The organism is Bacteroides gallinaceum, from assembly GCF_030373775.1.
Taxonomy (GTDB): Bacteria; Bacteroidota; Bacteroidia; order Bacteroidales; family Bacteroidaceae; genus Phocaeicola; species Phocaeicola excrementipullorum.
Window position 1 is genome coordinate 1 of sequence record NZ_JAUDEN010000008.1, and the last position, 20,365, is coordinate 20,365.

The 20,365-nt window shown below is 39.0% G+C and carries 18 protein-coding genes and 1 tRNA gene; 14 read left to right on the forward strand and 5 right to left on the reverse strand.

From position 1 onward, the window contains the following. Nucleotides 1-950: 950 nt before the first annotated feature. Nucleotides 951-2,633: a SulP family inorganic anion transporter gene (locus QUW60_RS05935; protein ID WP_258339340.1), complete on the reverse strand. Its 1,683-nt coding sequence runs from the start codon at nucleotides 2,631-2,633 to the stop codon at nucleotides 951-953. A 234-nt stretch (nucleotides 2,634-2,867) separates the two neighbouring features. On the opposite strand from QUW60_RS05935, the gene rbr reads away from it, so the two are divergent. Together rbr and eno are read left to right on the forward strand one after the other, a co-directional pair. Then, a complete protein-coding gene (rbr, locus tag QUW60_RS05940) occupies nucleotides 2,868-3,446 on the forward strand; it encodes a rubrerythrin (protein WP_289559155.1) in 579 nt (192 codons plus the stop codon). A gap of 165 nt (nucleotides 3,447-3,611) precedes the next feature. After that, the gene (gene eno, locus QUW60_RS05945) at nucleotides 3,612-4,892 is read left to right on the forward strand and encodes a phosphopyruvate hydratase (protein ID WP_289559157.1); all 1,281 of its coding nucleotides are present in this window, start codon (nucleotides 3,612-3,614) and stop codon (nucleotides 4,890-4,892) included. A gap of 79 nt (nucleotides 4,893-4,971) precedes the next feature. Here the strand turns inward: eno and QUW60_RS05950 are convergent, their stop codons facing one another. Together QUW60_RS05950 and QUW60_RS05955 are read right to left on the reverse strand one after the other, a co-directional pair. Then, nucleotides 4,972-5,751, reverse strand: a complete 780-nt coding sequence (locus QUW60_RS05950) for a radical SAM protein (protein WP_258339337.1) — start codon at nucleotides 5,749-5,751, stop codon at nucleotides 4,972-4,974. Between the two features lie 69 nt (nucleotides 5,752-5,820). Further along, nucleotides 5,821-7,866, reverse strand: coding sequence for a helix-hairpin-helix domain-containing protein (locus tag QUW60_RS05955; RefSeq protein ID WP_434736847.1), 2,046 nt, complete (start codon nucleotides 7,864-7,866; stop codon nucleotides 5,821-5,823). A gap of 80 nt (nucleotides 7,867-7,946) precedes the next feature. Between QUW60_RS05955 and QUW60_RS05960 the strand changes: the two genes are divergently transcribed. Further along, nucleotides 7,947-8,549 carry a DUF4294 domain-containing protein gene (locus QUW60_RS05960; protein WP_258339335.1) on the forward strand — a complete coding sequence of 201 codons (603 nt, stop codon included), beginning with the start codon at nucleotides 7,947-7,949 and terminating at the stop codon, nucleotides 8,547-8,549. 53 nt (nucleotides 8,550-8,602) lie between these two features. Here QUW60_RS05960 and QUW60_RS05965 read toward each other — a convergent pair whose 3' ends face one another. Continuing rightward, nucleotides 8,603-9,145: an RNA methyltransferase gene (locus QUW60_RS05965; protein ID WP_258339334.1), complete on the reverse strand. Its 543-nt coding sequence runs from the start codon at nucleotides 9,143-9,145 to the stop codon at nucleotides 8,603-8,605. A gap of 450 nt (nucleotides 9,146-9,595) precedes the next feature. Between QUW60_RS05965 and nadA the strand changes: the two genes are divergently transcribed. The 8 genes from nadA (at nucleotide 9,596) to QUW60_RS06005 (ending at nucleotide 17,479) form a co-directional block, all read left to right on the forward strand. Next, the gene (nadA, locus tag QUW60_RS05970; RefSeq protein WP_289559285.1) at nucleotides 9,596-10,588 is read left to right on the forward strand and encodes a quinolinate synthase NadA; all 993 of its coding nucleotides are present in this window, start codon (nucleotides 9,596-9,598) and stop codon (nucleotides 10,586-10,588) included. A gap of 389 nt (nucleotides 10,589-10,977) precedes the next feature. Beyond that, nucleotides 10,978-11,051: transfer RNA gene (locus QUW60_RS05975), tRNA-Asp, on the forward strand. A 690-nt stretch (nucleotides 11,052-11,741) separates the two neighbouring features. Next, nucleotides 11,742-12,023, forward strand: a complete 282-nt coding sequence (locus QUW60_RS05980) for a helix-turn-helix domain-containing protein (protein WP_289559287.1) — start codon at nucleotides 11,742-11,744, stop codon at nucleotides 12,021-12,023. Nucleotides 12,024-12,025: 2 nt separating this feature from the next. Next, on the forward strand, nucleotides 12,026-12,874 hold the full coding sequence (locus QUW60_RS05985) for a DUF6371 domain-containing protein (RefSeq protein ID WP_289559162.1): 849 nt from the start codon (nucleotides 12,026-12,028) through the stop codon (nucleotides 12,872-12,874). A gap of 160 nt (nucleotides 12,875-13,034) precedes the next feature. Continuing rightward, on the forward strand, nucleotides 13,035-14,120 hold the full coding sequence (locus tag QUW60_RS05990) for a hypothetical protein (RefSeq protein WP_289559163.1): 1,086 nt from the start codon (nucleotides 13,035-13,037) through the stop codon (nucleotides 14,118-14,120). 160 nt (nucleotides 14,121-14,280) lie between these two features. Then, on the forward strand, nucleotides 14,281-15,624 hold the full coding sequence (locus QUW60_RS05995; RefSeq protein ID WP_289559164.1) for a tyrosine-type recombinase/integrase: 1,344 nt from the start codon (nucleotides 14,281-14,283) through the stop codon (nucleotides 15,622-15,624). 24 nt (nucleotides 15,625-15,648) lie between these two features. Further along, nucleotides 15,649-16,632 carry a hypothetical protein gene (locus tag QUW60_RS06000; RefSeq protein WP_289559167.1) on the forward strand — a complete coding sequence of 328 codons (984 nt, stop codon included), beginning with the start codon at nucleotides 15,649-15,651 and terminating at the stop codon, nucleotides 16,630-16,632. A 31-nt stretch (nucleotides 16,633-16,663) separates the two neighbouring features. Next, nucleotides 16,664-17,479 (forward strand): helix-turn-helix transcriptional regulator, encoded by an 816-nt coding sequence (locus QUW60_RS06005; protein ID WP_289559169.1) that lies wholly within the window; start codon nucleotides 16,664-16,666, stop codon nucleotides 17,477-17,479. Nucleotides 17,480-17,604: 125 nt separating this feature from the next. Here QUW60_RS06005 and QUW60_RS06010 read toward each other — a convergent pair whose 3' ends face one another. Then, a complete protein-coding gene (locus QUW60_RS06010; RefSeq protein ID WP_289559170.1) occupies nucleotides 17,605-17,838 on the reverse strand; it encodes a helix-turn-helix domain-containing protein in 234 nt (77 codons plus the stop codon). A 92-nt stretch (nucleotides 17,839-17,930) separates the two neighbouring features. Here QUW60_RS06010 and QUW60_RS06015 point away from each other — a divergent pair, with 92 nt between their 5' ends. Genes QUW60_RS06015 through QUW60_RS06025 form a run of 3 tightly spaced genes read left to right on the forward strand, consistent with a single transcriptional unit; the run spans nucleotide 17,931 to nucleotide 20,343 of the window. Further along, complete coding sequence (locus tag QUW60_RS06015) at nucleotides 17,931-18,560, forward strand: DUF1643 domain-containing protein (protein WP_289559171.1); 630 nt, start codon at nucleotides 17,931-17,933, stop codon at nucleotides 18,558-18,560. Then, nucleotides 18,557-19,939, forward strand: coding sequence for a hypothetical protein (locus QUW60_RS06020; protein WP_289559173.1), 1,383 nt, complete (start codon nucleotides 18,557-18,559; stop codon nucleotides 19,937-19,939). The genes QUW60_RS06015 and QUW60_RS06020 overlap by 4 nt, the downstream gene beginning before the upstream one ends. Continuing rightward, nucleotides 19,936-20,343, forward strand: a complete 408-nt coding sequence (locus tag QUW60_RS06025; protein ID WP_289559175.1) for a nucleoside triphosphate pyrophosphohydrolase family protein — start codon at nucleotides 19,936-19,938, stop codon at nucleotides 20,341-20,343. Before QUW60_RS06020 ends, QUW60_RS06025 begins: the two co-directional genes overlap by 4 nt. Nucleotides 20,344-20,365: the final 22 nt, after the last annotated feature.

Sequence of the window (20,365 nt, forward strand, 5' to 3'; positions counted from 1 at the left end):
ATTCCCTCGCTCGTCCGCGGTACCGCCGAATGCCGAAGCAAAACTGCGGAACCGCACTATCCTTGTTATCTGTCCTCACAATTTCAATGATCTCTTTCTCATCTCGCCCCGGGTCATCCCCGAAAGCGAGTGCAAAGGTACACACTTTTTCCGAAACTGCAAGACTAAAGACAAACTTTTTTCAAACTTTTTTGCATCCCAAACAGCAATTATCTGAAAAACAGATATATACATTATATAAAAAGATGAAAAGAAAAAAGAGTAAAAGAGAAGGCCTTATACATATAATAATATACTTCAAACATTTATTCAGAAGAAAAACTGTTTGACCCCAATATTTTTTAGCAGGCCTGCAGTAAAAAAACAAACTTTTTCGGAAAAATCCATATCTCCAACCTCAAGATGCAAATCTCCAGCCCAAAAATATATATCTCCAGGCTAAAGATAGACATCTTTAACCTAAGATTCTATTTAATTTTTCCAATTAATCATCTTATCAGCTTTCCCTTACGTTTAAATCCTTAAGAACAATCCACAAATTAAAGCCGGAGAAAACTAAAAACAAACCCTAAGTTTGCAACCAGAGAATAATCATTTTCATGGAAATAAGAAACACCATTTCAATATCAAACCTTAAAATTCAAACAGTCTCCAAGGAATAATGGTTTCCATAAGGAAAATATAGCACAAAAAAAAATACAGAACACATTCTTGTACAAAAGGAGAAAGAAACGAAAGGACATAAAAAAAGGAGTACCGCTGTACTCCAACCTTTGTTAACCTTAAAATCTAATACTATGAAAAACACATTGCAAAGATACGGACTTTTGGGTTATCTGCAAATATTCAGCCCCAAAGTCCATGCTTTATAACATCTTTTCAGCAATTAGAATCCGGCATTAATAGTCTTTATCAATTAAATACTGGCTAGAACTGCAGGACATCAATCCTTAACCATTCAATTCCTTTCTGGCCACATCCAATGCTTCGTTAATGTTGCTGCAAATGTTTTCTTTTCCCAGCATCTCATAAAATCCGGCCTTTTCCAATACGGCATGCACTTGAGGATTCACTCCCGAAAGAATCAGATGGATATTCTCTTTTTGCGACATTTCGCAGAAAGTTGTCAAGTTGTGGATGCCGGTGGAATCGATGAAAGGCACCTTCCGCATACGGATGATACGAATTTTAGGACGGTCACCCAAACGCGCCATGATTTCTTCGAATTTCGTAGCTATTCCAAAGAAATAAGGACCGTTGATTTCATACACCTCCACTCCGTCGGGCACAGCCAAATGCTCTTCGTGCATTTCCATATCCGATTCCTTATTCGGATCTATCTCATCCGTAATGACAGATATTTCAGTCGTTTCCATCACACGCTTCATAAACAACACGCAAGCAATCACCAAGCCTACCTCAATAGCCACGGTCAGATCAAAGATGACAGTAAGAAAGAATGTCATAAGCAACACCACCACGTCAGACTTCGGATTTCTGAGCAGTCCCTTAAAAACCCGCCAGCCACTCATATTATAAGAAACCACGACAAGAACCCCCGCCAGACAAGCCATCGGAATATACTGGGCCAAAGGCATCAAAAAAAGCAATATCAGCAACAGCACCACCGCATGAACAATGCCGGCTACCGGCGAACGCCCGCCATTGTTTATATTAGTCATCGTACGTGCAATAGCTCCGGTTGCAGGGATTCCGCCCAACACAGGAGAGGCAATGTTGGCTATGCCTTGCGCAATCAGCTCTGTATTCGAATCGTGCCGGTCACCAATCACACCGTCTGCAACTGTAGCTGAGAGCAGCGACTCGATAGCCCCCAAGACAGCGATGGTAATGGCCACAGGAAACAGGTTTTTAACGGCTTCCCAATTGAGTGAAGGGACAGCCGCTTCAGGAAGCTGCGACTTGATGCTGAAACGGTCGCCTATCGTATCGATGCAGTCAACTCCGCCATACATCTTCAGGAAATACACACCGGCCGTCACCAAAACGATAGCAACCAGCGAACCAGGCATCTTCCTTGAAAGCCTCGGAGTAAGAGCGATAACCACTATGCTTACAATGCTAACCGCCACATTCCACCAATTGACCGTATCAAAATGGCGGGCATAAAGCATCCATTTCCCTATAAAGTCACCCGGCACTTTCTCATCTCCGAACCGCAGCCCGAACACATCCGCAATCTGAGTCGTAAAGATAGTCAATGCTATACCGCTCGTAAAGCCGACAATGATAGGATAGGGAATAAACTTGATGATTGTTCCCAGCTTAAATACGCCCAACAATACGAGCAGCACCCCCGCCATCATTGTAGCGACCATCAGACCTTCGATTCCATATTGCTGAATAATTCCATAAATAATCACGATAAAGGCACCCGTCGGCCCGCCTATCTGCACCTTGCTTCCTCCCAAAAAAGAAACAATGAATCCGGCAACGATTGCTGTGATAATTCCCTTTTCCGGACTCACTCCAGATGCAATGCCAAAAGCGATGGCCAAAGGCAAAGCCACGATTCCCACAATAACTCCAGCCATTACATCCGTCATCAGATTGGCCCTCGAATAGTTTTTTAATGTTTCAAATAGTTTCGGTTTAAATTCAACCCCTTTCATAAAATATTCTGTTTAGTGTTATAATTCTCAAAAGAAGTGCAAAAGTAGGTAATTATTTGAACATTAACTCCAAATAATGCGTATTTTAGATAAATAAAAATTGCAATATCCATCCAGCACACAAGGAATAGTCTTAATAAAAACTAAATAAACATTGTAATTATTACAAATTTGAATAAAACAGTTACCTTTGTCAAAGAAAACAGATCACTAACCAATTAAAAACAGAAAATTATGGAAAAGAGCATTAAAGGAACAAGAACAGAAAAAAACCTTGGCATTTCGTTTGCAGGAGAATCACAGGCAAGAATGCGTTATACATATTTTGCAAGTGCAGCCAAAAAAGAAGGATATGAACAAATCGCAGCCATCTTCACCGAAACGGCTGACCAGGAAAAAGAACATGCGAAACGGATGTTCAAATGGCTGGAAGGCGGAATGGTGGAAATCACCGCCAGCTATCCTTCGGGCGTAATAGGCACGACTCTCGAAAACCTGAAGGCAGCAGCAGCAGGAGAAAACGAAGAGTGGAGCCTTGACTATCCGAAATTCGCCGACATCGCAGATGAAGAAGGATTCCCGGCCATCGCCAAAATGTATCGTGAAATTGCCGTAGCTGAAAAGGGCCACGAAGAAAGATACCTGGCTTTGGCAAAAAATGTAGAAAAAGGAAAGGTATTCAAGAAAGATGCCGAAGTAATATGGCAATGCCGTAACTGCGGCTACCTGTTCGTCGGCAAAGAAGCTCCCGAAATCTGCCCGGCATGTTTGCATCCGCAGGCTTACTTTGAAGTAAAGAAAAATAATTATTGATTTTTCAACATATAAACAAGAGGATGGGAATTCGATTTTCAGAATTGAGGGCTCCATCCTCTTTTTTAATCCTGCAAAATACCTAATTCAAGGTATTGCCTTCTTTGAAAGAAGTTCTCAATTTTGTAGCTGGAATATTGTATAATCTCAAAAACATAAAGCATCATGAAAATCAAAGCTATTGTCGGAAGAGAAATTCTTGACTCACGCGGTAACCCTACCGTAGAAGTGGAAGTAAAACTGGAATCAGGCGTTATCGGACGCGCTTCTGTTCCTTCCGGTGCATCCACCGGCGAAAATGAAGCATTAGAGCTAAGAGATAACGACCCTAAACGGTATGGAGGAAAAGGCGTGCTGAAAGCTGTCGAAAATATAAACAGAATCATTGCCCCGGCATTGTCCGGATGGTCATCGCTCGAACAGCGCGCCATCGACAAGAAAATGCTGGAACTTGACGGCACAAAGACCAAATCGAATCTGGGAGCCAATGCCATCCTCGGCGTGTCGCTGGCTGTAGCTAAAGCAGCGGCAAATTATCTGAACATCCCGCTTTACCGTTATATCGGCGGTGTAAACACATACGTGATGCCTGTCCCGATGATGAACATCATCAATGGCGGCTCACACAGCGATGCTCCCATTGCTTTCCAGGAGTTCATGATTCGCCCGGTGGGCGCCTCTTCATTCCGCGAAGGCCTCCGAATGGGTGCAGAAGTATTCCACGCACTGAAAAAAGTGCTCCATAACCGCGGACTAAGCACGGCCGTAGGCGATGAAGGCGGATTTGCTCCTTCGCTGGCAGGCACAGAAGACGCTTTGGAATCCATCATCACAGCCATCAAAACAGCAGGCTATGAACCGGGAAAGGATATCATGATCGGCATGGACTGCGCTTCTTCTGAATTCTACAAAGACGGAATCTATGACTATACCGTATTTGAAGGCGAACACGGAAAGAAACGCACTTCTGACGAACAGATAGCTTATCTGGAAGAACTTATCAACAAATATCCTATTGATTCGATCGAAGACGGAATGAGCGAAAACGACTGGGAAGGCTGGAAGAAACTGACTGCACGCATCGGAAACCGTTGCCAGCTGGTAGGTGACGACCTGTTTGTGACAAATGTAGAATTCCTGTCGAAAGGCATTGCCATGGGATGCGCCAACTCCATTCTGATAAAAGTAAATCAGATAGGCTCATTAAGTGAAACACTCGACGCTATTGAAATGGCTCACCGCCACGGATACACTACCGTCACTTCTCATCGTTCAGGCGAAACGGAAGATGCAACCATTGCTGACATTGCCGTAGCTACCAACAGCGGACAGATCAAGACCGGCTCATTAAGCCGTTCAGACCGTATGGCTAAATACAACCAGCTGCTCCGCATCGAAGAAGAGCTGGGCGATCTGGCCGTTTATGGGTATAAACGCATCAAATAATCTTTAGCTAAATACTTTAATCCGCAGATTCCACTGATTCATAAATCGATGGAATCTGCGATTATTTTTTATATCAGCTTCAATAAGAAACACTCACCGGGATTCCAGCTTTCTTCACCAACGCAGCGATCCGGTCAAGTTCCTCATGCGAAGCTTTCATCAAGAAATGGTCGGGCGTTTCGCGATCAATGGTATAAATCATCACCTGACGGGGAGAAACCTCCTTCATCACTTCCAACCAAGGCAATACATACTTGTCAGAAGTATTATCCACATCTTCTCCTCCATCCGTTTTTCCCTTCATAAACATAGTCTGGATTATGAGATTTCCTTTAAATGCTTTCAACCCCTCGATAATTTCATCCAAATCATAATGCCCGACAGGACGGTCAACTTTCCGAATATAGTCAATATCCACCGTATCCAGTTTCAATATATTATTGTCCACCTTATTCAACGCCGCAAACACTTCGGGCTTGCGGATAAAAGTAGAATTGCTTAAAACACTCACTTTCGCATCTGGAAAATATTTATCTCGCAAGGCTAACGTATCATCGATAATCTCTGGAAAATAAGGATTGGCCGTAGGCTCTCCGTTACCGGCAAAAGTCAGCACATCAGGAAATGGACCGTTTGCCTTCATTTCAATAAGCCGCTCCTCAAGTGATTCACGCACTGCCTCACGCGTCTGAACCTTCAATTTAGGACGATGCTGGCCGTTATACCCGCATTCACAATAGATACAATCGAAAGTACACACTTTACCGTCAGCAGGAAGCAGGTTGATACCTAACGATACTCCCAAGCGCCGACTATGAACAGGACCGAATATAGGAGCTGAATAAATGACTGTAGACATAACTGTATTTTTTTATTGATTACAAAAATAACAAATTATTCAATCCCGTACGCATAATACCTTTGCTCTTCACCATTTTATTCGCAATTGCAATTGCAGGTCAAATTTATTGTTGCCTTGTATCTTTTCCATACCCGAACCAATCGAGCTGCGGTCGCCATAATGTGTCCATCCCCATTTCGCTTGAATTGTCAACAGTTTTTTCCACCGCCAGTTCATATTTAATGCCAGCCTGGTTCCTTTTCCATAGAACGATATCATTGAAAAAGCATAAAGCAGTCCTGGTTCATAAAGATAGATGCGCGAAGCATAATCATCCGTAAAAAAACAAGAAGCCGAAACGGAGCCTCGCAAAGGAAACTTTTCAGTTCCCAACTTAAATGTTGCACTCCCCGCATACCCGTTAGAAGGCCGCTGTTTCCAATACGATGAACGGACATATTCTGCCACACCTTTCATATGCATCCAGTCCGTACATTGATATGAAACCTGCCCATGAAAACGCTGCCGGATATTCGGCAAAATATATTTCTCCTCTTCTTTCCATATAAAGTTTTTCGCCTTGTTTTTGCAGCTATACTTTATCAACATATTCAGTGAATTTGAATGTGAATAACTTAACTGAAAAACACCTTCCAATCCTATTGTTTTCCGTCTGTCCACCTGATACCGATACCACGGAAAGTAAAAGAAATCTACGTATGAAACCAATTTGCATTTAGACAATGCATTTGTTTCCAGTCCTATATAGAACCCAAGTTCATTTTGAGTCTTGGTATTTTCACCGAAACCGTTCGCATAAAGACTTTGATAACGCTTGTCATAATATCTGTTCATAAATATGAATGTAGTATTAACAGACGGTGAATAACTCAATGTATGAAGCATGGCCAAAGCTCCCGACTTGTCAAAAGCCAGCTCGCCAGACAAAATCAGTTTTTGAAGAAAAAATTTATAATTTGCCCCGATATTGAAAAAACATTGCCCCCTCGGATAATACCGATTATACAAACGAGGGGCAGGATTCAACAGCTTGTTGAAAACATTATAAACAGTAGTTAATCCATATTCCATATATTTACCATTATAAGATAAATTACAACCAATCAAGTGATTATTGACTGTATTTTTCTTTTCCATATCTTTCTTCAAACGATGATATCCATCCGTTTTCATCGTTCTTATAAACATGTCCTCCACACGTGCATCCTGCATGCGGAAAGAATAGAAAACCGATCCTGTCCACCTTCTTGCCAGCTCCACAGTTATTCCAGCTCCCTGAAGGTAGTCCGACTCATTGGTAGAAGCATATTTCATAAGCCCTCTTCCGACACGGTTCATGCTTCCCAAAGAAGATGACTTCCCCATATTGAATCCCATGTTCATCACAAGCCCGTATCCGAAACTTGCCCGGTAGTTTCCAAGAACCAATGCCTTGATCTTTCCAAAGTTGTTAAGAAACAGACTGGCCGAATAAAAATCATATCCCTTCCGGTTATACAAAGCAAAGAACGGTTCGCCCGCATCTTTTTCAGCAGCAAATCCAAAGAATATCCGATCTTTATATTGAAACTTGTACCGCACATTATGATAAAACGGATCACCTATATATTTTTTGTCAGGATTTTCAGAAAGCGTTTTTTCTGAATACTCAGCGTATCCAGCTTTCTTATTCACAGGGAAGTCAACACGAGCCATCAGTTCCTGCTTGCCATATTTCCATATTTTCCGGAACCCCATATCTTTTCTGTCATCTTCTGCAGGCCCTATATATATAAAATCTTCAAGAAACCGCCTCGTCTGCACATCCATTCCCTCTACACCGAGAAGTTCATTCTTTGTCAGCATCGGACCATACTTATACAGATAATACAAAATATTTTCAATCATCTTATCAGAAAGAAAAGGCAACTGCTCTAACTGCTCTTTTGTGATGGTGTTGATATTGAAAGGATGCTCCGCAAGTTCGCTGAGCTCTTCATACTGCTCCTGCATAAACGACACGCCTTCGTCAGTATCCATATGCTCCCACCATTCCATCCACTCAGACTGTGCACAGAGATTTGAACAGATGCAACAACTTAATATACAGACCAAATAAAACTTTTTCAACATAGAAATAAACAGGGTTAACAACTCACATAAATACGTTAATAACGGCATAAAATCAAATTATTATTTTTATTTTTGCCAATATGAAACGATGGCTATACATATTATTTTTTCTGCCGTTCGCTTTGGCATTCAAAGCTTACGGACAAGAACAGCTTCACACCGAAATCAAAGGGTATAAAGTCCCTGCCATCATATACAACGGTGACACTATACCTCATATAACGCTCAGACTTGTCTACGTTTACCCTGAACTGAAATTCAAGAACAAACGTCAGGAAAGATATTATTACAAACTGGTGAGAGATGTGAAGAAGACACTCCCTCTTGCCAAGGAAGTGCGGAATGCCGTCATAGAAACATACGAATACCTGGAAACTCTTCCCGATGAAGAGGCCAAACAGAAACACATCAAAGCTGTTGAAAAAGGCTTGAAAAAGCAATACACACCAAGAATGAAGAAATTAACATTCTCGCAAGGCAAGCTGTTGATAAAACTGGTTGACCGGGAATGCAACCAGTCTTCGTTCCAACTGGTGCGTGCCTTCATGGGGCCCTTCAAGGCCGGATTCTACCAGACTTTCGCTGCTCTGTTTGGAGCAAGCCTGAAAAAGGAATATCGTCCGGATGATGAAGACAAAATGATTGAAAGAGTCGCTACTCTTGTAGAAAACGGCCAACTGTAACTATTGTCGTTCAAATAATTAACATGTTATAAACCGACTAATAAACATAGCGGTTAATATCCGAAAAGTTCCTTCATTTTATACGCAAATTCCCATAAAACGATACCTGCCGTAACAGAAACATTCAGGGAGTGTTTAGTTCCGTATTGCGGAATCTCGATACATCCGTCGCACATATTCACAACTTCCTGCTTTACCCCTTTCACTTCATTTCCCAATACAACGGCATATTTCTTCCCTGGCTCAAGCTGAAATTTGTCGAGCATGGTGCTGCCTTCACACTGCTCAACAGCCAATACCGTATATCCCAACGCATGAAGTTCATCTACAGCCTCTTGCGTTGTATCAAAATACTTCCATCCAACCGTAAGCTCTGCCCCCAAAGCCGTTTTGTGCATTTCCGGATGAGGAGGAGTGGCAGTTATTCCGCAAAGACAAATCCGATTGATAAGAAACGCGTCCGAAGTACGGAACACAGCTCCGATGTTATGCAAACTTCTAACATCATCAAGCACCACCTCCAACGGCAACTTGCTGGCTTCCTTAAATTCATCTGCCGTCAGGCGGTTCATTTCCGTAATTTTCAGTTTTCTCATTTCAGACATAGAGTAAAAGTGTTTTTAGATGTGTACAAAGATACAAACTATATTCATAACCCTGTTGAAAACATGTAAATAGTATGGGAAAAGAAAATGAAAAAAAGTTCTTGCACATTCCGCATAAATTCCTATAAATGCCGGAAAGCGAACAATGCAAAGAAAGAAACTTATTTTTTGTATCTGCAATTTAAACACATTCTTACCCGATTTCAGCAAGCGGATAAATGAAAAGTTTTTAACTTTGCAACAAATGAACAATTTGTTAATAGAACATATAAAAAGAACAATATCAGGGATTAAAGATGTGAATGAAGCACTCATATCTCGTTTCCTTGCTTTAATAACGGAAAAAACAAATCAACAGATGTTTTTTTTCTAACACAATTAACCGGATATTATCACTATCATACATTTCTTTTAAAAAGAAGAAAAAATAATAAGATTATGATGAATAAAGAAAATAGGTTGAAAAAGGGTTATGCCGATGAAGCCGTTGACAAAGGCATTGATTTGAGAAAGGAGATAAAGAAACTCTGCAAGGAAAAGAACGCTGTCATTTTAGGGCACTTCTACCAGGCTGACGAAATCCAGGAGATAGCCGACTTTATAGGAGATAGCCTGGCACTTGCACAATGGGCCGCAAAGACTTCTGCAGATATCATTGTCATGTGCGGCGTACATTTTATGGGAGAAACAGCTAAAATTCTTTGTCCCGACAAGAAGGTGCTTATACCCGATCTGAATGCAGGATGTTCGCTGGCCGACAGTTGTCCGGCCGATGAGTTTGCACGTTTTGTGAATGAACATCCCGGATACAAGGTGATTTCGTATGTAAATACAAGCGCAGCCGTAAAAGCTGTGACTGACGTTGTGGTCACATCTACCAATGCGCGCCAGATTGTAGAAAGCTTTCCGAAAGATCAGAAGCTGATATTCGGTCCCGACAAAAATCTGGGAAACTACATCAACTCGATTACAGGACGCGACATGCTTCTTTGGAACGGAGCCTGCCATGTGCATGAGAAGTTTTCGGTGGAGAAGATTCTGGAACTGAAGAAACAGTATCCCGATGCGCAGGTGCTTGTGCATCCTGAATGCAAGGGAGCCGTTGCCAAACTGGCCGATAAAGTAGCGTCTACGGCCGGCTTGCTGAAGTTTGCCATGCAGAGCGACAACAAAAACTTCATTGTAGCTACAGAAAGCGGAATCCTGTATGAGATGAAAAAGAAGTGTCCGGGAAAAAATTTCATACCAGCTCCTCCGGAAGACAGTACCTGCGCATGCAACGAGTGCAATTTCATGCGCCTGAATACGCTTGAAAAACTGTATAACACCTTGAAGTTTGAATGGCCTGAAGTGCAGGTGGACCAGGAAATCGCAGAAAAAGCCATAAAGCCGATTGAAAAGATGCTGGAGATCTCTGCAAAGCTAGGTTTATGACATTTATTTGTTAACAGCCTCTAAGCTGAAACATCTTCTTGTTAAAACATGTTGTAAAACATGGATTTTTGGGCTGAACATTTGCAGATAACCCAAAAGTCCGTATCTTTGCAATGTGTTTTTCATAGTATTAGATTTTAAGGTTAACAAAGGTTGGAGTACAGCGGTACTCCTTTTTTTATGCCTGCATGTTTGGTTCAAATAGAGGCAACCAGTTTTGGTCGAGCAATGGAGAATGCAGTCTATTTAAGATGGTTTCAATAGATTCTGATATCCAGATGGTTAAAAAAAATAATGAAAAAAATATTCTGAAAATATTGCAGATAAGAAAAATAGTTGTACCTTTGCAACCGCAATCGAGAGAGAAAGCAGCAAAATCAAAACTTAATGGTGCGTTAGTTCAGTTGGTTAGAATACATGCCTGTCACGCATGGGGTCACGGGTTCGAGTCCCGTACGCACCGCAACAATAATTAGAAGCCCTTGAAAGTCAATCACTTTCGAGGGCTTTTTCTTTATGGGTCTCAATCGGGAGACCACTTCTCTGACACATTATGATACATGGGGATACATTAGATATTATTCCATTCACTTAAAGATTTCTTTCATTCATAACCATTTGTTCTATATGTTCTATTGGGATAATTGGGTATATGCGGATTCCGAGCTGGATTCCACATATATCGCTATACCCCTATCTTGTAGCATGATATACAGATATATTCCCTCTCCAATATAATCCGATATACTATTTGGTCTCTTTGTTGGTCTCTACGAAACTATATCCTACAAATTTTATTTTATCGCAAGAAAATTCGACAGCAAGTTAAGGTCTATTTTGGCTGTTAATTTCATCAGAAACATATCATATACTATCTTTTCTATATTTTTTTAGTTGGTAGTGCATTTTTCTTTAAAACTTCGATTTCCTTATATTAACCTTTGCTTAGTTCTTGTACTTGGTAGTGATTGATACCAATTTTTTAGTAATTAAAATCTGTATTGGTAGTATTTTTATCATTATTTGGTAGCATATAAAATATTGATTATCAATATGTTATTTGGATATATTAAAACTTAACGATACTTTTGCACTCGTAATCACAACAACAAATGTGATGAAAAATATAGTAATCATACTAATATTAAAAAATATGAAACAATACATTTCAATAATAGGTGATTCCGAGTTGCAAAAGCGACTTAAGCCATTGTATGAGTTGAAATCAGATATTAACAGTCTGAAATCGGAAATCAATAAAAAGGCTACCGCCAAGTTTTATACGATTCTCCAAGTATGTGAAATTCTACATCTATCAAGAAGTACGGTGTATAGGATGATTCGTAACGGAGATCTGAAAGCACATAAGGCATACCGTAGGGTATTAATCCCAGAAACAAGTATCAAAAATTTATTAATCAATATAAACAATTAATTATGATGAATACCAATCAAAGAAGTATGGATTATGTAACAAAAGACAGAATCTATAAATTTTCTCAAGATTGTAGTAAGAGTTCGTTAGCTCAATTTATGTATCGGTTCTTTCCAAAAGAACATGTTGACTCTCGTATGGATTGGAGCAACATAAGGACAGATACAACACTTTGCTATCACGGCTATTATGCTGTAATTATACCGTTCAAAAGCAAAGACGGAAAAATAAGAAATGTGCTTAAAGTCCTTTATAACCCAGAAACAGGAATGATTGTCCGTGATGGAGACGGTGATGCCCTTATACAACATGCTTCCAAGCAGAACAGCCGTGCTGGGTATGAATCTTATCCTTGGGGAGACAAATGTTACTCTATTGCTAAGGAATTGGCTAAGGGATATAGGTTGGAAAAAATACCTACATTGTTTGGTATGGAAAAAATATATGAAGCTGACCATATTTGCGTAGTAACATCAGTTGTGGACGCTTTGGTTATGTCAATTATATGTCCTCATTATCCGTGGGTAGCAACAGGATATGAGGGTATGTTGGGAACAACATTGTATCATTCCAATGTACGGAGGGAATTGATTGACCAAAATGCCCAAATAACAATCTTCCCCGAAATAGACGGTATAGCAGAAGCCAAAGAAATTCAATCGTATCTATTAAAATCTGGCATAGAAGCAAAAGTCTATCCGCATTGGGACTATCTCAAGAACTGCGAATATGTAGGACACCGTAAGAGTATAGCAACAATCGCACTGAAAATGCTTGAAATGCAATACTCATATAGTGATATTATGCTTGCATTACGATTAATTGATGAAAGCCAACTTGTACCATTTTAACAAGAGGTATCCCCATAAAGTAACACAGACAAGGGATATTGCCCTATCTATTCCAATCTACCAAGTTGGTTCTTCGTATCCGCTTCGATAACGTAATAACCTGTAAAACATTATTAATCAGATAAAAACATTCTAATATACACATAAAAAGAATAAAGCTATGAATACAGAACTTGACAATAACAGCAAACTTTATTATGATACTGTAAGATTCACAACAAGCAGTGAATATATTACTCTAATCACAGGCAATGAAAGCCTATTCAAGCATGAAGTTGATATAGAGACAGGAGAATTGAAGTCTATAGAATTTAACTCCCGGTCCAATAGTATCAACCGTGATAAAATACCATTCTCCTTGTATATCCGTGCAAATATGCAGTCAAGGAAAATGACGATAGAGTTCTCCTCCAAATTATTGCTTGAAGACTATCCTCTGTTAATATCGGAAGATACCTTTCCACAAGCATTGCAGAATATGGAACGATTGGGTATTTGTATCCTTGATATTGAATCCATTACTAAAGATTGTAAATTTAACAAATTGCACTTGACAAAAGATATTGATATGAAATTGACAGAAAACATCTTGAATAGTCTGAACCTGTGTACTGGCAATTATCGCAAGCGTACTTGGAAATACTATGAGGGAGAAAGTATATGCTTCAAGAAAGATGTAAAAACAAAAGATTGCAAGGAAGAACTGAATATCTATAATAAGGAAAAAGAAATCCAAACCACAAAGAATAAGGCATTCCTAAAAATGACAGGCAATGCGGAAAAAATCATATCATATTATAAGAACAAAACAAGATTTGAGCTTAAAATGGAGAGCATAAGAAAGATTAAGCAGAAACTAAAGATTACAGATACATCACTCCATAGCGTAATGCGTGGAAACCCAGATATACTGTTAGAGCAGTTTGACGACATTTTCACATCTTCTACCAATAACAAAGCCACTGATAAACGTCTTATTGACAGCATAGGGGATTATGGTCTGTATAACACATTGCGCTATCATAACTTTGACTTGAAAAAAGTGGAGCAGGAAATAAAAGACTTAGGTGTGTATGGTTCTCAATCAAGGGCAGCTCTTTCAAGACAAATGAAAAAGTTGAAGCAAATGCTCCATACTTGGAGTGAACAGAATATACAGTCAAATAGCATAATTGACAGTATTAGGAATAAATTAGCAGATAAGAACGACAAACGATATGATGAACCACCTGATATTGCTTGCTAACTTGTATAAATTACCTTGTCATATAAGATAATCAGATATGACGACTTGTCATATAGTAAAAGAGTATTGATTGCAAAATCACTTGTAAACCATTACAATACCTTGTCTTGAAAGGAACGATTCTTGAAAAGATTAATAATGGAATAATAATAAAACTGATATGTCTAAAAAAGAATTTTTCTACTGTAAAGATGTTATACGATTTTCACTAAAGAATGCCACAAAGAAAATTTCATCCATTAGATTAAGAATGAATATACATGGTGAGCGTATGACATGCTATCTACCTGCGGAATACAAGATATGCCCCCAACATTGGGATAAAGAAGCTGGTTGCGCAATAGAGGACAGCAAGCGAAATCCAGACTTGAAAGGTAATGTGCAGTTGCAGCTTATATTGCGGAACATAAACAAAGAGATTGAGAAAACGACCAATGCTCTTATTAGGGTGTTAGAGGAATTGAAGCTACGGGACATCTATCCTACCGTAGAACTGGTGCGTACCAGATTAAGGGAAGAATTGGATCGTACAATCAAAGAAAAACAGACATTCTCCGACTTTATCAGTTTTATGGATTATTATATTTCTCTTTGTAAAGACGGAACAATATTAAACAGTAAAGGCGGAAGACTGGCTATGGGAACTATACAGAGTTATGTCTCCACCAAAAAGATTATGCAACAATATTGTACCAACAGACACGTTAAGTTGAGATTGGATGATGTTACGATTAACTTCTACAATGACTTTGTAAAGTATATGAACGAAGCAAGTCATTCTCGTGGGAAATACAGACCTAACGTAATAGGAAAGTTTATCAAGAGCATTAAGGCGATATTACGTTATGCCTATGATAACAATTACACGACCAATGACGACTTCAAGCGTAAAGATTTTAAGGTGTATAAAGAAAATGTGGAGACAGTCTATCTTACGGAAAAGGAGTTGGACAAACTCTATAATCTTGAGCTGAATGAAAACGATACCCATGTAAGGGATTGTTTCATCATATCAAGTTATACAGGATTGCGTTATTCTGATATAGCCCGTCTGCAACGGAAACATTTGGACTTTGAAAATAAGTTACTGACTATTGTTACCCAAAAGACAAATACACTTGTGGTAATCCCTATGCACCCCAAAGTAGAAGCCATCTTCCGTAAGTATGGAAACCAACCTCCTAAGGCTCAATCAAATCAAAGTACAAATAGAGTCTTAAAAAGATTGTGCCGTAAAGCAGGAATTACTAACTTTGTATCAGTGGTTGAGACTTCTGGCGGAGTTAAACACGAAGTTACACACGAAAAATGTGATATGGTAACCAGTCATACAGCACGAAGAAGTTTTGCCACCAATGCTTATAGGGCAGGAATACCGAGCTTGTCTATTATGCAGATAACAGGACACAGCACGGAAACCAGTTTTATGAAGTATATCAGAATATCTAAGGAAGAAAATGCTATTGCATTGAGCAAACATACTTTTTTTCAAGCAAATGCATAATTCGTAAATTAAAAGATGATAAACATGCAAAAAAAAGAAATAAAGAAAAAATCAGGAATAGAAATAAACAAGAATTCTAATGAATCTATTAACCCAATAGCAATAGAAGAGTTACTGTTTATGCTGCTTGTTATAAAAGATGTGATTAGCCAGATACTACAAGATAAAAAGTTTTCACACGAAAAAACATTCCAAAAGATACGTGATTATGTGGAAAAATACTATGCGGATAACAGGTTGTATTATTCCAAGAATAAGTTTATCTTTCATGAAGATATAATAATCAACAAGAATGTTGCTGACATATGTATAGACAAATTAGACGAATTACAATATGAAGATGTATATAAACAATTAGAAGTGCATGAAATAGTCGAAAATGGATTTTTAAGTATTCCTCGCTTAATATATCTATTATCTGAAAAATCATTTTGGGATGGATTATACAATGAAGCTAAAAAACAAGGACCTGATTTTGCAAATTATAATGATTTTTTGCAGATAAAAAAAGAATTACAGAACTATTCAAATGAAATAGGAATACAGCTTTATATACCTATTAATGTAAAAAGATGGTGTAGATTTGCCCTTGACACCGCATCAAAAATGATAAATTCAAATGAGATGACAGTTAAGGCAAAATCATTGTTTTTGTATAAATTATTGACAGAAGCAGGTATAGAAAATAAAAATCAGACTAGCATTGCAAGCTTCATTGCAATGTTAATAGGTGGTGATAAAGATACGATATATGGATATTTTAAGCATATAAAAAAAAGTCCTATGAATCGAAAAAAAGGAGAGTATATCAGTGGTTCTGTAAATGAAATAATGGAAGCTTGCCAATCTTTGTTAAAGGTGGAACAAGGTACAGAATCTGTTTTTAAGAAAGTATATACAGATTTGGTCGCAATGAAAGAGGAAGAATGTAATAAACTAAAACAATATGCCGACAAAGAACATAATACGCAGACATTATCTTATAATCCGCAGGATATTGCAGAATGACTATCCGAGCAAGCATACCCTAATGGAGTATATGAAACGGTATGATGCGGAAATAGGAGAAAGAACATTCCAAAGAGACTTGGCGGAAATACGGAGCAACTTTGACATTGATATAATATATGATGAACAAAGAAACGGTTATTATTTGCTGAAAGATAGTACATTGTATATTGACCAATTACTGTATTTCATCGGATTAGCTGAAAGTTCTGACATAGCCCTCTCTACCCTCAAAGATAAAAACAGATTATCGGGCTATGTGTCAATCAGTCCCAATCCGAAATCAAAGGGAGTTGAGCATATTGGTTGGTTGCTTAGAGCCATACAATACCGACAGGTTATAACCATTATACATTGCAGCTATCAGAGAGGAGAACAGACAACCTATACCGTAGAGCCTTATCTCTTGAAAGAGTTTGAGGGAATGTGGTATCTGTTTGCTTATTGTGAGGATATAAAAGCATTCCGTACCTTCGGGCTTGACAGAATCGGGCAAATACAGATAACAGACAGAACATTCCAACGTAAAGAAGAATTGGAGCGGACAGCAGAGAAGTTTGATAATGTATATGGATTGGTATATGAACCCGATAATAACCCCAATGCTCCGATAGAGGAAGTAAGACTGAAAGTTTCTTCTGTTATGCTGCCTTATATCCAATCTCTGCCGATACATTCCTCACAAACCATAGACGGAGATACAATAACACTACATCTGATAATAAACCCAGAATTGGAAAACAAGATAATGGGTTATGGAGAGCATATTGAGGTATTGTCTCCACCATCCTTACGGAACAAGATTAAGGAAAGGATGAAGCAATCACTATCAAGATACGATGATTGAGCAATCACAGAGACCGTTACAGCAATGTAGCGGTTATTTTTTTACCCATAAACCAAGAAAACAATGAAAAAGGCAAGACCACCGACTTAATCTGTCGTACCCATAGTCCGATATTTGCGGAAAACTTACAACTCTGCATCAAGAGGAGGGAAGAAGTCGGCAGGAGAACACTCAAATTCCTGTGCTATGACATACAACTGATGGACGCTGTATTTCATGTCGAATTTGTCGCTCTCTATCTGTCCGATGAAGCTGGGGGAACAGCCAAGAATCTCAGCCATACCACGCTGCGATATGCCAAGCTCCTTACGCTTTTCCTTTACTTTCTGTATGACAAATATATCAACCTTTGACTTCATGCAAAAAACTCTGATTAACAGATTGTAAAGTTGAAGAAAAGATTTATCTTTGTGCTCAGTATTACTAAGCATATACTAAAAAGCAAAGGATTATGGGAAAGAAAATTATTGAAAATGGATGGCTGTACGAGTATGAAGAAACAGCAGAAAGCCAGATTATAAACGGCTATGAAGTTACAGGAGTGAGATATGTATTGGGAGAGCAATTTGACACCTCTTGCAAGAAAGCATTAATCTGCATCGGTATAAATCCAAGCACGGCAATCCCCGAACAGCTTGACCCGACACTAAAAAGGGTACAGAAATATGCCAAAAACAGCGGAGAATATGGAGCATGGTATATGTTGAACGTATATCCGCAACGTGCAACCAATCCCGATGATATGGATACAGAGCCTAATATGGAAATACACCGTAACAATCTGACTGCCATAAAGAACCTGTTATCGGAAATCAAGGAAGCAGATGTATGGTGTGCTTGGGGAAATACCATCGGAAAGAGGAAGTATCTGTATGATTTGTTGTTTGGAAATAAAGAAAAAGGTATTGACGGTATTATCAGCCTGTTCAATACAAACTATCACTTCAAGGCATACGGATCTACCGTTAAAGGTTGTCCTAAACACCCTCTTGTGATGTCCAATAATGACGAACTGAAAGACTTGGCAGAGGTTGGATTAATCGAACTGAATAATAACATCAATAAAACAACAGGAAAATGAATATCAGGAATTTAATTTTATTTGGTGCAGCAATATTCATGGCTGCTTGTAGTGATGAGGAAGGTATAGATAGACACAATGGGGGTAACGGTAATGACAGTCCTGTATTGGTCGGACTGAATATCAAGGATGCAAAATATATCTACGGTAGCGAAAGCAATACCCGTTCATCGTCTGTCCAATACAGGCAGATAAAAAAGGACGGCACGGATATGATACTCGGATGGATAACCGAAAAAGGAGATACTGTAGAAGTAAAGAACATTACCAATATATGGGATATTAACGAGAAATATCTTTTGGTAAATACTAACTCCCCTATAAAATTGGAGGAAAAAGAAGATAAACCCAAATATGACGGGAATGGGTATCCTTTGCTAGATGAAAGTGTTGAAGTTTTCTTTGGAGTATCTTATCTTATTGACAAACAAACCGAGTCGGTATTTGAGATAAAAGGACATGTCAAAATTGGTGAACATTTTTATGATGGATATTTTGCGTTGGACGGTAGTAAAGCAATTACCGATAAAAATGGAAATATCTATATGTCGATAGACAAAAGTCTTTGGGGAGAAAATATCAAACCGATACTCTTTAAAATTCATACACAAGACCAATCAGACCTTAAAATAGAAAGTTATGCCGAAATCAATTCGGAAGATTATTTCTATAATGAAGATATGAAATACGACTGGTTTGTCGTCAACAGTCAAGGTACATGTTTCTATGACAAGCGTTATATTCGACCGTCTTCGGGTACTCGTCAATATACCATAGGGCAGTTCATCAAGGGAAGCACGTATGGGGCAGGATTTGTTTCTTCTGATAAAAATGACTTGTATCTGACGGCAATAGGAGGACAAGAAAATGACAGTTATCTGACAGTAGCCAAATTATCGGATAATGGAAATGGCTTGCAAGGAGAAGAAGTCGCTGAAATAGCTACATATTTTTATGAACCAAACTATAAGATCTGTACATTATGGAATCAGTTCAAGAACTCCACTATAATTTGGGCAGGAGATTTCTATGAATTTAATATGGACGATTACAGCCTGACCAAAATTGACGCTGATTTGTGGGGATTCTTTCAGAAAAACTCTTATACCACCACTACTGCATCATTCATACAGAATAGCGTGGACAAACTTAACATAGTGTCATTAAGAGATTATAGTACAAAGACTATTGACTTGGCAAATGAGGGTATAGACCTGCGAAACATATACACAATGGAGGGAAGCGAGTTTCTGCACTTCTCTGGTTTCAGATATACGGACAGCCAGTCTGTCATCGGTACGATAGACGAGAACGGAAATGTGGCAATATCCGAAACATTGCCTGTAAATACCATTACCACCATTATACAAATCAAATGAAAAAACAGCTTAAACAATTAGAGGAGTTTCACAAGGCATTCGGACTGTATATGAACGAACACCCCACCTTACGCATTCCCCAAGAACTGCACGAACTGCGCATGAGGGTAATGAAAGAGGAAGTGGACGAGTATGCAGAGGAATACGCAATCACAGGAGACAGTGAAGATGCACGCTTACAGGCAGTAGCCAAAGAATTAGCCGACATAGCCTATACTTTGTTGGGTACGGTTGTCTCTCACGGATTGCAGGACGAGTTTGAGCGTATCTTCGATGCGGTACACGAAAGCAACATGAGCAAGCTGGACGAGAATGGCAAGCCTATCTACCGTAAAGACGGAAAGATACTGAAATCAAGCCGTTACCATGAACCCGACTTGAGTTTCTTGAAGAACAAGAAATAACTATAATGTATAATTTGTTAAG

Coding starts and splice junctions, on each gene's coding strand:
- QUW60_RS05935 (WP_258339340.1), bottom strand. CDS start 2,633: ATGAAAGGGGTTGAATTTAAACCGAAACTATTTGAAACATTAAAAAAC.
- rbr (WP_289559155.1), top strand. CDS start 2,868: ATGGAAAAGAGCATTAAAGGAACAAGAACAGAAAAAAACCTTGGCATT.
- eno (WP_289559157.1), top strand. CDS start 3,612: ATGAAAATCAAAGCTATTGTCGGAAGAGAAATTCTTGACTCACGCGGT.
- QUW60_RS05950 (WP_258339337.1), bottom strand. CDS start 5,751: ATGTCTACAGTCATTTATTCAGCTCCTATATTCGGTCCTGTTCATAGT.
- QUW60_RS05955 (WP_434736847.1), bottom strand. CDS start 7,866: ATGTTGAAAAAGTTTTATTTGGTCTGTATATTAAGTTGTTGCATCTGT.
- QUW60_RS05960 (WP_258339335.1), top strand. CDS start 7,947: ATGAAACGATGGCTATACATATTATTTTTTCTGCCGTTCGCTTTGGCA.
- QUW60_RS05965 (WP_258339334.1), bottom strand. CDS start 9,145: ATGAGAAAACTGAAAATTACGGAAATGAACCGCCTGACGGCAGATGAA.
- nadA (WP_289559285.1), top strand. CDS start 9,596: ATGAATAAAGAAAATAGGTTGAAAAAGGGTTATGCCGATGAAGCCGTT.
- QUW60_RS05980 (WP_289559287.1), top strand. CDS start 11,742: ATGAAACAATACATTTCAATAATAGGTGATTCCGAGTTGCAAAAGCGA.
- QUW60_RS05985 (WP_289559162.1), top strand. CDS start 12,026: ATGATGAATACCAATCAAAGAAGTATGGATTATGTAACAAAAGACAGA.
- QUW60_RS05990 (WP_289559163.1), top strand. CDS start 13,035: ATGAATACAGAACTTGACAATAACAGCAAACTTTATTATGATACTGTA.
- QUW60_RS05995 (WP_289559164.1), top strand. CDS start 14,281: ATGTCTAAAAAAGAATTTTTCTACTGTAAAGATGTTATACGATTTTCA.
- QUW60_RS06000 (WP_289559167.1), top strand. CDS start 15,649: ATGCAAAAAAAAGAAATAAAGAAAAAATCAGGAATAGAAATAAACAAG.
- QUW60_RS06005 (WP_289559169.1), top strand. CDS start 16,664: ATGAAACGGTATGATGCGGAAATAGGAGAAAGAACATTCCAAAGAGAC.
- QUW60_RS06010 (WP_289559170.1), bottom strand. CDS start 17,838: ATGAAGTCAAAGGTTGATATATTTGTCATACAGAAAGTAAAGGAAAAG.
- QUW60_RS06015 (WP_289559171.1), top strand. CDS start 17,931: ATGGGAAAGAAAATTATTGAAAATGGATGGCTGTACGAGTATGAAGAA.
- QUW60_RS06020 (WP_289559173.1), top strand. CDS start 18,557: ATGAATATCAGGAATTTAATTTTATTTGGTGCAGCAATATTCATGGCT.
- QUW60_RS06025 (WP_289559175.1), top strand. CDS start 19,936: ATGAAAAAACAGCTTAAACAATTAGAGGAGTTTCACAAGGCATTCGGA.